Source organism: Segatella sp., from assembly GCF_977051555.1.
This window is the reverse complement of record NZ_CDRSSE010000003.1, coordinates 1-13,297: the sequence shown is the minus strand read 5'-3', so window position 1 is coordinate 13,297 and position 13,297 is coordinate 1. Positions and strand designations below refer to the sequence as shown.

Genomic DNA, 13,297 nt, shown 5'->3' with positions numbered 1-13,297 from the left:
ACAAACGTAAAAGTATTAATTTAAACTAGTCAAGATTATGAAGAATTTTTTTACTTTGATTTCTATGGCACTTGTTGCCATGAGTATTAACGCTCAGACAGAGAGCTGGTATGTTAACAATGAGGATGGTACATTGAAGGCCGACTATGTAGCTAATGAGGATGCCAGTAAGATGTCTGTTGTAAAGTTCTCAACTACCAATGTGGAGGGTACTCATACCTCTGGTCCTGTTGCCGGCTATAATGACGGTGCACTCGAAAATGGCAAGTTGTCTCCTAAGGTTGATAATACCTGGAATGGCATCAAAAAGCAGGCATTGAGCAAGGATGGCTCTGTTGCACCTTTCTACTATGTTCAGGGTAAGGGTAATCCTGTAAACTTGGATAAGGTTGAGTTTGAAGAGATTGTGACTGATGGTAATCCAACAGGTAACTACCGTGCCAAATGGGATGCTTCTTACTATGCTCCAGATGGAACTGCAGGTCTGCCTAAGAACGGTACATACATTACTCTGACCCCAAAGGTGGCTGGTACTTTGAAGGTTGGCATTTGGACTAATAAGGGTAACCGTGATGTATATGTTGCAAAGGGTAGTGATGCCAAAGCTTTAGCATTTGGTTCTGACGTGAAAATCAGTGGCTATGTACAGGCAACCAATAATGATGTAGCAGAGGATAGCCCTCTTTATGGTTATATGCTGTATCAGGAAGAAATTGCTACCAAGGGTACCGAGGGTAGTGATGCTTATGTGATTGCTGCCGGTAACCGTCCTGTTTGGGTATATTTGACCTTCTCTGCAACTGCAGGCGAAACTTACTATATATTTAATAAGAATACTCAGATTGGTTTCAGTGGCTTTGAGTTCACACCTGATGAAACCAATGGCATCGTCAACATCAATGCTTCAACTTCTGCCAAGAAGTCTGTTCGCTACAATATGGCTGGTCAGCAGGTGAACACTTCTTACAAGGGTCTCGTTATCGAGAATGGCAAGAAGTTCGTTCAGAAGTAATCTGACGTGATTCGGTTAGAATTTTAAGATAAAAGAAACGATAATAAAAGGGAGCGCATCACTAATGGTTGCGCTCCCTTTTTTGCACCTCTCAGGATGCAGAGTTATATGAAATATGCACTATCTAAGGTGCAGATTGCCTTATTGTATGCAAGTTTTCTTCGAACTGATCACCTTGCCATCCTTCAATGCCTTGATGATATAAACACCTGAAGGGAGAGAATCGAGATTCTTGCCTTCTCTCACCTTGATACCTGCTGCATTGTATACTTCGTAGCTGTCGGCTGCGGTTGAGGTCTGAATGTTTTGAATGCCTGTAGCAGAACCGTCTGTCAGATAGAAATGGAAGGTGCGGGTGTAGGTGCTGATATTGTCATCATCGCTTACCTTGACAGTATAATCAATGAGTGCCTTGCCACAATCTTCGTTGGCGGTGAAGATATATTCACCCTCGTTGGCACCCGTATCCTGACTCATCTTGCTCATCGCATCACCCTTAGCCTCGCATTCAAACTGAGGATTGTTGGTGTAGCCGGCAAAGTATTTCTTCATGTCGATGGTTACGCTTTCGCCCTGCTTGAGGGTGAAGTGAGGCTCGGCAAGCCAGTTGAGATATTCTTCGAGATTGGTGTAGCCGTCTCCGTTTTCATCGGCATTACCGTCGCTTACGCCTTTCACTTCTTCCCACCAGTCTGGCATTCCGTCCTGGTCGGTATCCCAGTTGGCATCGCGCTTGGCTTCTGTGATGTTCAAGCCCTTGAAACCTTCGCATCCCTTATCTTCCTCGCTGTCGATAAGTCCCTTCTTGCCACTCTGACTGCCTACTGTCGTGGTAGTTCCGGCTAACGTCTCGTTCACCATTCGGGTGTCGTGATTATCCAGGAAAGGCTGGTTGGCTCCCACATCGCAGAGCACATTCTTGTAGGCTGCCTTGGCACTCTCGATGGCTGCCAGAGACTCGAAGAATGGCTTCGAAACGAATGGCTCCCAGTTTACTACCTGACCATGTGATGTTTCGTAAACATAGGTATCTTTGAGTTTATCTTCTGTCAGGGCTCCATTGCCTGCAGCCTGACGGATATTACCATGAACGTATGCACTCTGTGTGCCGCTTCCGGTGCCCTCAAGCTGAAGACGGAACAGTTTCTTCTGGGTGGTAGCTGGTCCCATCTTATAATAGTTGTTCACGAAGTTCACCTCGTGACTGCCACCATCTGTAGCACGACCGCCCCAGTTGTAAACCACATTATTAAATACATCGTGGTGACCGTCGTAAGCACCTACACCATCCAGTCCGCCGCTCAAACTCCAGTTTCTTCCTTCGCAATGAGCCAGCAGGTTGTGGTGATAAGAACCTACCTTGAGTGTTGCCGACATTTCGCCGCCGCCGATGGTTGCTGCATATCCGTGGGCTGTACCCGCACCATAGTTAGGATGACCTGCCACATTGAGCGCTTCGGAAATTAGGGTGCGCTGAAGGGTAAGACTCTTGGCGTTGCGGCTGGAGAATGCCTCATCGATGGTCCAGGAGATAGAGCAATGGTCCATGATGGCATTGTCGTTTCCAGCCATTCCCATACCGTCGAGTCCGTTTACCTTATCTTCATTGCTGATGGTTCCGCCGTTGGTCTCCTTATGTCCCAGACGCATACGGAGGAAACGGGTGATGCCTTCGCTTGCCATACCGAAAGGACAGCCGCGGAGCATGATACCGTTGCCTGGAGCCGTTTGTCCGGCGATGGTAACGTATTCGTCGCTGCAGGTGAGTCGTTTTTTCAGGTCGATGACGCCCGCCACATCAAAGACGATGGTGCGCGGACCGGTAGCTTTCTTGATGCCGTAACGGAAAGAACCCTCTATCGGATTCTCATCATCGCCGTTATCTTCGAGCGTGGTTACGTGATAAACGCTTCCGCCTCTACCGCCCGTAGCATACTTACCATATCCTTCGGCACCCGGGAAGGCGAGATGACGGGGACGGAAACTCCATACATCGCCTTCGTATACATTACCGGCAGCATCTTCCTCGTCGATTCGCCAGTAATAGGTGTTGAGGTTGGATGCTTTGTTGAGTGTATATTTTGCATCGGTAGTTGTAGCTACTTCTGTAAGATTGTTGGCATCTGTACCTATTAATATATGGTGCTTGACGGCTTTTTCTGCCGAAGTCCAGGAGATAGTGAGCGATCCGTTATCGGCATCGGCATGATAATCTCTGTTCTCCGGATAAGGATCTGTGGCTGCTGTCTGTGGATTCGGACGATCGAAGATGAGGGCGTTGACGGTGAGCGAGGTGGTATAATTGCCGCTCTTGTCATCGCTGGCACTCGGTGTGGTAACGTAAGAGACAACGACATCCTTGCCCTCTTCTGCTACAAAAGTTACGTACGACATGCCGCAGGCTGATGGAGTCATGGCTCTGTTGGTCTGTGCGATGCCTTCCTGCTGCTTGGTGCCGTTGACGTATACGTCGAGCTTCGGAGCATTGAAACCATCGTTGTTGTTATGATAAGCCATCAGCGAGTGTTTGCCGACGCTCAGTCCCTTGAGGGTGATGTTGAGACGGACGGCACCTTCGGTTATCTGTGGGGTGTTACCGTCTTCGTAACCATAGATGGCAAAACCGTCGGCGATGAGTTTGGAACTGCTGAGTCCGTTCTTGAACCAGCATGATTTCAGTCTTCTACCTGCATAAGAGGCATTATTAGCCAGCGTGATGGTGATGGGATTTCCGTCAGCATCTTCTACTTCCTTCGATTCTGTTTCGCAGGTGTTTACTGCCCATGCGGTGTACTCAGGTTCATTGACCTGTGACTCGGAACGACCTGTCAGATTGAAGTCGATTCTCTGTGCCGATGCAGTCAGTGCTGAGACTAAAGCCATCGAGAATAATACTTGTCTTTTCATGTTTCACCTTAAGTTTGAAAGTTGTTTATTTCGTTTTTATTGATTCTTCGGGATTAGATCTTGTTTTGTGTATCATCTTTTGTGTTCCCACATCGCTATTGGGTAATAGCGATGTGGAAAGTACGTTGCAGGGAAGCCACCTGGTCTTTGTCGGTTGCCTTCACCTTGATGTTGATGAGGCAGTCGGCAGCCTTTTTGTTGAGGCTGATGGTGAGGATTCCCTTCTTGTTGAGTTTCATCTTGCCTTCCTCTGGCTGGATGCTACTCTCCAGGGTGAAGACTGGCTGCTGGTTGTAACCGGCGAAATACTGCTTCAGGTCGATAGTCAGCTTATTGCCTGCTGAGGTGATGAAATGAGGCTCGGTAAGCCAGTTGAGATAGCGTTCCAGCTGGGTATATTCGCCATCGGTCAGCTCGTTGTTGTCGGCAACTGACGGATTGGTACCAGCCAACTTCTCCCACCAGTCAGGCATTCCGTCCTGATCGGTATCCCAGTTGTCTGGGCGATGGTCGGTGAGTGCTTCAAACTCCTTCCATGCATCGTTGCCGGCATCGAGGTTATCATCTATCAGTCCCTTCTTGCCGGTCTTGGAGCCAACATATTTATAGGTTCCGTTCAAGGTTTCTTCTACCATGCGCTGGTCGTGCTGGTCGATGCAAGGCTGGTTGGCTCCCACATCGCTCAATACGTTCTTGAAGGCAGCGCGGGCACTTTCTACCTTGGCATAGGATGGGAAGAATGGTTTGTCATTAAATACCTTCCAGTTGACAATCTGTCCGTGAGAAATGGTATATTTGTAAGTTTCGCCTTCCTTGTCGCTGACCAGTTCTCCATGCTTTCCTGCCACAGCTCCTGCATTCTGTTTCATATCGCCCACATAGTTCTGGCGGATATTATCGTGAATGTAGTAAGCCTGACTTCCCTGGGCGACACCTTCCAACTGGGCATTGAGGATATATTTCATGCTGGTGGCTGGTCCCATCTTGTAATAGTTGCCTACGAAGTTTACCTCGTGGGCTCCTCCATCACAGGCACGGTTGCCCCAGTTGTATACTACATTATTAAAGAGGTCGAGCTTTCCGGCATAATATCCGGCTCCGTCCAGTCCGCCACCCATACTCCAGTTTCTTCCTTCGTTGTTGGCAAGCAGGTTGTGGTGGAACGAGCCTACATTACCACCGATGGTTGCGGCATAACCATGTTTGGCGTTGACATAATTCTGATGACCAGCCTGGTTGAGTGCTTCGGAGATGAGGTTGTGCTGGAAAGAGATATTCTTGCCGTTGCGGCTTGAGAAAGCCTCGTCGATGGTCCAGCCTACCGAACAATGGTCGATGATGGTATTGTCGCAGCCTGCAGCACCCAGTCCGTCGAGGGTAACAGTCTTGCCGTTTTTATCGAGATATTTTCCCAGTCGGAGACGGATGAAGCGGAAGATGCCTTCTGATCCGAAACCGAAAGGATGTTCACGGAGAAGGATTCCCTTGCCGGGTGCAGTCTGTCCGGCTACCGTGATGAATGGGTCGGAACAAACCAGACGGTCTTTCAGGTCGATGATGCCGGCAACATCGAAGACGATGGTGCGAGGTCCCTTAACCTTTGTGATTCCGTATCGGAGAGAGCCAGGCTGTGGATTCTCCGGGTTATCTTCTAAAGAGGTAACATGATAAACCGAACCACCACGGCCGCCGATGGCAAATCTTCCATATCCCTCAGCACCCGGGAAGGCGAGACGGCGTGGACGGAAGTTCCATACTTCGCCCTCTGAAACCTTGCCGTTGGCATCTACCTCGTCAACACGCCAGTAATAATCGTTGGCGCTGCTGAGGTGGGTGACCTCATAAGAGGCATCGCTTGTGGTGGCTACCTTTTTCAACTGGTCGGCACGCAGTCCCATATAAATAAGGTGTTGCTTGGCGCCTTCTCCGGCTTGCCAGCGCAGAACAACCTTGCCTTCTTCTGCATCAACATGAAGATCGTTATCGGCAGGATAAGGGTTGAGAGCGGTGGCTTTCGGGTTCGCTTTATCGAATACCAAACCATTGATGGTGAGCGTGTTGTTTGCGTTATCCACACCTTGCAACTGATAATGGATAACTACAGGCTGGTCGTCGGTTACATCAAATTCGATGTATGACTGTCCGCTCTGCGATGCCTTCATCTCTCTTACGGTCTGCTTGATGTCCTGTGCAAGAATCTCCTGCATCATGCTCTTCTGCTGGATACGCTTCTTGCCTTTCTTAACGGTAGTTATCTGTTCCTTCTCTCTGGAAACCTGGATGGAAGGAATATTGCCGGTAAGTCCGTCTACGATATTGTGGTAGGCAAGGAGAGAGTGATGACCTGGTTTCAGACCTCGGATGGTGATGCGGAGCTGGGCATTATCGCCTTTTGACGGATATACTACGATACCATCGCTGGTGAGTCGGTCGCCCTGCTGTATGCCCTGCTTAAACCAGTTGGATTTGATAATCTGGTCTTTTACGGGAGTATCGAGTGTAATCTCCAGTTCGCCCAAAGTAAACTGGTATGTATTGCCCTGTTTCACACCAACAGGAGTGAAATTGAGGGCTGTAACTTCGGCAGCCTTTCTGCTGGCTATGTTGAAGTCAACTTGCTGCGCCTGGCTTGAAAGCGCCATCAGCAAAGCGGCAACTAAAGGGAAGCATCTTCTGTTCATCATTTTTCAATTTTATGTTTTTTGTTTTATGTTTCAATAAAATAATTGATAAGTAACTTTCGTTTATATATATATATTATAGGTGTAAGACGTTCCTGTAGACGAAATGTCGCCACCTGTTCCCGAAAAAATGCTCATGTTCATTGAGGACAAAAGCCGGCGAGAGGCGTCTTTAAGATATAATGAACAAACAATATTAAAACAATGCAAAGAAGTAAGAAGATTTTCGCTGCGATGGCATTGACCATCTTGCCAGCAGCAACTTTCGCTCAGTATCCTACTATCACAAAGGAGGCTCAGGCGAAGATTGATTCTATGCAAGCTGCATGGACTGCTCATTCTGATTCAGCTTGGGCTGTGGCTTTCCCTATTGTAAAACAAGAGGCAATGGCAGGTCGCCCTTATGTGCCATGGGCTTCACGCCCATACGATTTGCGCCAGGCTAAGATTCCTGCATTCCCTGGTGCTGAGGGTGGCGGTATGTTTACCTTCGGTGGTCGTGGCGGTAAGGTCTTGACTGTGACCAATCTCAATGATGCTGGTCCTGGTTCTTTCCGTTGGGCTTGCGAACAGGGTGGTGCCCGTATCATCGTCTTCAACGTATCGGGAAATATTGTATTGAAGACTCCAATCATCGTCCGTGCTCCTTATATCACCATCGCCGGACAGACAGCTCCAGGTGAGGGCGTGATGATTTCGGGTGAATCTTTCCAGGTTGATACCCATGATGTCATCGTTCGCCACATGCGTTTCCGCCGTGGTAATACCCATGTATGGTATCGTGAGGATTCTTTCGGCGGTAATCCGGTAGGTAACATCATGATTGACCACTGCTCTTGCGAGTTTGGTCTGGATGAGAACATCTCTTTCTACCGCCATATGTTCGACTTGCACGATGGTAAGCCAAAGCGCAAGGTGCCAACGGTGAATGTAACCATCCAGAATACCATCTCTGCCAAGGCACTCGATACTTGGAACCATGCCTTTGGTAGTACAATCGGTGGAGAGAATTCTACCTTCATGCGCAACCTTTGGGCTGATAATACGGGTCGTAACCCTTCTATCGGATGGGGTGGTGTGTTCAACTTTGTAAACAACATCATTTACAACTGGGTACATCGTACAGCAGATGGTGGTGAGTTCTCAACCATGAGCAACTTCATCAACAACTATTATAAGCCAGGACCTCTTACTCCGAAGGGTGCCATCAGCTACCGTATCGTGAAGAGCGAAAGCCGAAGCAACAAGCTTTTCCCTTGGGCTCAGTATGGTCGTATTTATGCTGAAGGAAATATCGTAGAAGGCAACGAGGCTGTAACCAAGGACAACTGGAACGGCGGTATTCAGATTGCCGATAAGGATCTTCCAAATGGAATTCCAGCAGATGTAAAGGCGCTGATGCGTTCTAACGAACCATTCGCCATGCCACACATGACCATTATTCCTAAGGACCAGACTTTTGATAAGGTGCTTGAGAGTGTGGGTGCAACCATTCCTTCCCGCGACATCGTGGATCAGCGCATCGTAGAAGAGGTTCGTACCGGTCAGGCTTACTATGTAAAGAAACTGCCTAAGAAGAATCCATACGGCGACTTCTGGGGATTGGCTGACAAGTCGAAGGCTGAAGATGGCAGCTTCAAGTACCGCCGTCTGGACCAGGATTCCTATAAACTGGGTATCATCACAGATATCTGTCAGGTTGGCGGATTCCCTAAATATAAGAAGGTAAAGCCATACGTAGATACAGATGGCGACGGTATGCCTGATGAGTGGGAGATTGCCAACGGTCTGAACCCTAACGACCCTAGCGATGCCAACAAGGATTGCACTGGTGACGGATATACCAATATCGAGAAGTATATTAATGGTATCAGCACCAAGAAAAAGGTGGATTGGACTGATATGAAGAACAACCACGATACTTTGGCTGAGAAGGGAAAACTTCTGTAAAACAGGAATGAATGCCCGGAGTTGTTTCTCTGGATTCATTTCTTAATGCATGACATGAATATGAAAAAACTTTTGAGAAATAAGTTGTTAGGCGCGGCCTGTCTGCTCTTGCTTCCTCTGGGAGCAGGAGCACAGGTACAGCTCGACAGCGTGGGGCGTGATGCCAAGTATGTGAACAACATCATCGTCCGTTCGCAGAAAATCGTGGATGCGCTGCAGCTGACTGATAAAAGCAGCAAGCAGAATGTGCTCCATATCATCTGTAACCGTTATTTCCTGCTGAACGATATCTATGAGAAGTTCGGCAAGAATAAGGCTGAGCGTGATGCGGAACTCTATAAGCACCACTTCGAATTTGCTGCCAATCTGGAAAACTATCTCTCAGAGAAGCAGGTAGAGCAGGTGAAGGATGGTATGACCTTCGGTGTCGTTCCGAAAACCTATCAGGCACATCTGGAGATGATTCCTTCACTGAAAGAAAACGAGAAACTCCAAATTCTCAATTGGTTGAAAGAAGCTCGCGAGTTTGCCATTGATGCCGAAAATTCCAAGGCTAAACATGGCTGGTTCGGAAAGTATAAAGGACGCATCAATAACTGGCTTGCCAAACAGGGCTACGACCTGAAGGCGGAGCGCGAGGGTTGGTATAAGCGTATTGAGGCTGCCAAGAAGAAATAAACAGTTTCCGGTAAGGTTTTATAAAACTCTGATGAAACAAGAGGTATGAAAAGATTATTTTCTATATGGATATTTACGTTAGTAGGGGTTGTGCAAATCTTTGCGCAACCCTTCGCGTTTGATTTTAGCTACGTGGGCTACCAGCAGAGCGAAAAGGAAATTCCGGATGCGGACGTTGTGGTTTTCGTGAAGTGGAAAGAAGGCGACCAGAGCGCTCGCATACAGAAAGCCATCGACTTTGTTTCTGCCCGCAAAATGGATAAGAAGACGGGACTACGAGGGGCTGTCTTGCTCGACAAGGGTGTATTCGAACTCTCTCAGCCGCTTCGCATCCAGACGTCGGGCGTAGTGCTGAGAGGTACTGACCGCAACCAGACGGTGCTATATAAAAAAGGTGTAGACCGTGGGGCGGTGGTGTATCTGGAAAGCGAAAAGCAGATGCAGACGCTAGGCGAACCCATGAAACTTTCTGCTCCCTGGAAGTTGGGAGAGCGGAAGGTGGCACTGCCTGCCGGCTGCAAGATGGGCGATGAGATACTGATAGTACGTCCTTCTACCCAGGAGTGGATACAAAAGCTGGGTTGTGCTGACTTCGGCGCAGGCAAGGACCTGGGCTATTGGGGCTGGCATCCGGGAGAAATCGATGTGCGCTGGACCCGTAGTGTGGTTTCTGACGGAAAGGGAGGATTACTGTTGGATGCTCCTTTATCCATGTCGCTCGGTCAGGATGATGCAGAATGCTACGTTCAGCGCATCGCCGGTAATGACTGGCGCTTGAAGAATGTAGGTGTGGAAAATCTCACGATAGATTCTGAATATGATACCACCAATCCGAAGGATGAGAATCATGCCTGGGAGGGTGTATATATTAATAAGGTGAAAGACGGTTGGGTAAGAATGGTGAATTTCCGCCATCTTGCTGGTTCGGCAGTAGTAACCCAGCGTGATGCTTCCCGTATCACGGTTGAGGATTGCATTTCTCAGGCTCCTGTCTCCGAAATCGGTGGCTACCGTCGCCGCACCTTCCTCTGTATGGGCGAACAATGTCTGTTCCAGCGTTGTTATTCAGAACAGGGCATGCACGATTTTGTGGCTGGTCTCTGTGCTGCTGGTCCTAATGCCTTCGTACAATGTGATGGTTATAAATCGCTGGGGTATAGTGGAGCAGTAGGACCTTGGTGTACAGGATTGCTCTTTGATAATGTGAATATCGACGGCAACGACATCAAGTTCTGTAATCTTGGTCTCGAAGGTTACGGCATCGGATGGAATACTGCCAACAGTCTGGCTTACCAATGTACGGCAGCCGGAATCTTTGCCGACAGTATTCCTGATGGCAGCAACAACCATGTGTTTGCCTGTTGGGCGCAGTTTAACGGTTCTGGCGATTTCCAGCAATGTAACAATCATGCCAAACCATGGAGCCGCTTTGCCTCTCTTCTGGAGAAGCGCCTGGGTAGGGATGTCTCTGCCCAATGCCGCGTATTGGAAAGAGAACGCAACAATGTGAGCAACAATCCTACTTACGATGTGGCGCAGAAGATGGTTGAGGAGGCTCGCAAACCTCGCATCACCATGCAGATGTGGATAGCTGACAGTGCTCAGTTTGCCGCTTCTGTTTCTGCGGACAAGGCTATGGCTGTGGATAAAATCAAAGAACGTTCTAAGAAAAAGGTGGATCTTGCCCATGCCGGGAAGCCTGTCTTCGCGATAAAAGAGGGTAAGATTATGGTGGCTGATACCCTGTTGAAGGGGGCCAGAATGAATACTCCTTGGTGGAACGGACGTGTACGTTATTCGGCTTTCCCTAAGATTGCCGATGCCGTGACCCGTTTTGTGCCGGGAATGGAGGGACAGGGCACTACCACCCGTGTGGATAGTGTGGTGGCTCACCTTCGTGATAAGCATGTGGTGCTCTTCAATCAGAACTACGGCTTGTGGTATGATCGTCGCCGTGACGACCACGAACGTGTGCGCCGCCGTGATGGTGATGTCTGGGCTCCGTTCTATGAACAGCCTTTTGCCAGAAGCGGACAGGGCACGGCTTGGGACGGACTGAGTAAGTATGACCTTACAAAGTTGAATCCGTGGTACATCAGCCGCATGAAGGAATTGGCAGAGAAGGGAGCCTGGAATGGTTTGCTGGTTATCAACCAGCACTATTTCCAGCATAATATCCTGGAGGCAGGTGCCCATTGGGTAGATTGTCCATGGCGTCCGGTGAACAATATCAATGGTACGGTGTTCCCAGAACCTGTTCCTTTTGCCGGTGATAAGCGTGTATGGATGGCGGAATACTTCTATAATATAGATAATCCGGTGATGCGCCAGCTGCATAAGCAGTATATCATGAAGATGCTGGATGCCTTTGCTGATGAGCCGAACGTGATTCAGTCGATTGGTGAGGAGTATACGGGCCCTTATCATTTTACGAAGTTCTGGTTGCAGACCGTTGCTGAATGGGAGGCTAAGACGGGCAAGCATGTCTGGGTGGCTTTGTCGTGCAACAAGGATGTGCAGGATGCTATCCTACAGGATCCGGAGTTGAGAAAGGTGGTTGACATCATCCATATCGAACAGTGGTATTATACCCAGAAGGGACTTTATGCTCCTGAAGGTGGCAAGAATCTGGCACCTCGTCAGTACCAGCGTCGCCTTCGTCCTGGCAAGGTTACCTATGATGATGTTTTCAAGAGTGTGAGCGAGTATCGCCAGACTTATCCTGAGAAGGCTGTCATTTACAGTGGGGCTTCGGCACCTGAGAATGGCAAGGCGGTGATGGATGCCGGCGGTTCCTGTCCGAATGTGAAGTTACATGTAAAATGTAATAAAAGTAGAGAAGATGGAAAGAATGATGATAACTGAATCTGTAAGAAATCTTTTATTGGATTCCGACTTTCTGGAGTCGGTATTCGGTTCGCCTGTTGTAGAACCGGATGCCAACTCCGGGAGGCCGGCATCTTCTCGAAAGTTTGAGAAAATGTATCTTCCTGCCGAAATAGAGCAGGCAAAATATGTTCTTCTTCATCTTGACGAGATTTCGGGCTTGTTGTCTGAAACGGACATAGAAGAACTGAAAAATCGCATAAAATACCATTTAAACCCTTAAAATGGGAGGAAAAATACACTGAATACCAATTTTTCCCATTCATTTACCTGATTTTTCCTTAGAGTTTGCCACTTTTAGGCTACTTTTGCACCATCAACAAACAAAAGTACACCTAAGATGAAAACAAACTACAATAGCATCCGGGAAAGAGAGGAAGCAGCACAGACGTTGCTCGCTGCCTATCGCCAAGGCGACCAGAACGCTTTCATGTCTTTATATGATATGTACGCGGAAATGTTGCTCAATTATGGCCTGTGTATTACATCAGACAAAGAACTTGTAAAAGATTGTGTACAAGATGTGTTTATCAAACTCATCTCTAAAAGCCAGAATTTACAAGTTACTAAGGTAACCTCTTACCTGCTCATTTCTCTCCGCAACAGATTGCTGGATGAGTTTCGCCGCAAGAACTATATGACAGAAACTGCGGTGGAGGATATCCGTATCTCTACAACTGTAGAAGATGTGGAAAACTCTTATATCCTTGATGAAAGCTCGCTCAATAATGTTCGTAAGGTACAGATCCTGATGAATGAGCTGACACCACGCCAGCGCCAGGTATTCACCTTATATTATATAGAGCAGCGCAAATATGAGGACATCTGCGACATCATGCAGATGAACTATCATAGTGTACGCAACCTGGTACATCGTGGCATGTTGAAGTTGCGTGCAGCCGTAGCAGTATAAACTCTTCTGAAGGAGGAAGGAGTTTGAGAGATGTTATTGGTAGACCCGAAATAGACATTTGCACTTTAGGTTAGTGATTATTTAAAATAGGTTTATTATAGTTATAAAAAAAAAGCAGGGGACTCCGTGAGGAATCTCCTGCTTGTTTTTGTTTGACTAGCATGTGTGTTGTCTAATGGGTGCAAGTCCCTAACGAGCCCTAGTAGTGGGAATCGTCTAGCCAGAGAGACAAGGGTGTCCGTGGTGACGCGGAATCTGAAAGAAGTCAGC

8 protein-coding genes are annotated in these 13,297 nt (G+C 48.0%); 6 read left to right on the top strand and 2 right to left on the bottom strand.

Annotated features, from left to right (window positions below):
• Nucleotides 1-37: 37 nt before the first annotated feature.
• Entirely contained in the window at nucleotides 38-1,012 is a 975-nt protein-coding gene (locus ACWJAO_RS01155) for a hypothetical protein (protein ID WP_449138959.1), read from the top strand.
• A 141-nt stretch (nucleotides 1,013-1,153) separates the two neighbouring features.
• On the opposite strand, the gene ACWJAO_RS01150 is transcribed toward ACWJAO_RS01155, so the two are convergent.
• Together ACWJAO_RS01150 and ACWJAO_RS01145 are read right to left on the bottom strand one after the other, a co-directional pair.
• Nucleotides 1,154-3,919, bottom strand: coding sequence for a hypothetical protein (locus ACWJAO_RS01150; protein WP_449138958.1), 2,766 nt, complete (start codon nucleotides 3,917-3,919; stop codon nucleotides 1,154-1,156).
• 95 nt (nucleotides 3,920-4,014) lie between these two features.
• Nucleotides 4,015-6,603 (bottom strand): hypothetical protein, encoded by a 2,589-nt coding sequence (locus ACWJAO_RS01145; protein ID WP_449138957.1) that lies wholly within the window; start codon nucleotides 6,601-6,603, stop codon nucleotides 4,015-4,017.
• A 201-nt stretch (nucleotides 6,604-6,804) separates the two neighbouring features.
• Between ACWJAO_RS01145 and ACWJAO_RS01140 the strand changes: the two genes are divergently transcribed.
• From ACWJAO_RS01140 to ACWJAO_RS01120, 5 genes are all read left to right on the top strand, one after another.
• On the top strand, nucleotides 6,805-8,550 hold the full coding sequence (locus tag ACWJAO_RS01140) for a polysaccharide lyase (RefSeq protein WP_449138956.1): 1,746 nt from the start codon (nucleotides 6,805-6,807) through the stop codon (nucleotides 8,548-8,550).
• A gap of 60 nt (nucleotides 8,551-8,610) precedes the next feature.
• Complete coding sequence (locus ACWJAO_RS01135; RefSeq protein WP_449138955.1) at nucleotides 8,611-9,228, top strand: DUF3826 domain-containing protein; 618 nt, start codon at nucleotides 8,611-8,613, stop codon at nucleotides 9,226-9,228.
• Between the two features lie 45 nt (nucleotides 9,229-9,273).
• The gene (locus ACWJAO_RS01130; RefSeq protein ID WP_449138954.1) at nucleotides 9,274-12,093 is read left to right on the top strand and encodes a DUF6298 domain-containing protein; all 2,820 of its coding nucleotides are present in this window, start codon (nucleotides 9,274-9,276) and stop codon (nucleotides 12,091-12,093) included.
• Nucleotides 12,080-12,337, top strand: coding sequence for a hypothetical protein (locus ACWJAO_RS01125; protein WP_294850287.1), 258 nt, complete (start codon nucleotides 12,080-12,082; stop codon nucleotides 12,335-12,337). The genes ACWJAO_RS01130 and ACWJAO_RS01125 overlap by 14 nt, the downstream gene beginning before the upstream one ends.
• 117 nt (nucleotides 12,338-12,454) lie before the next feature.
• Nucleotides 12,455-13,027 (top strand): RNA polymerase sigma factor, encoded by a 573-nt coding sequence (locus ACWJAO_RS01120; protein ID WP_449138953.1) that lies wholly within the window; start codon nucleotides 12,455-12,457, stop codon nucleotides 13,025-13,027.
• The last annotated feature ends 270 nt before the right edge of the window (nucleotides 13,028-13,297 follow it).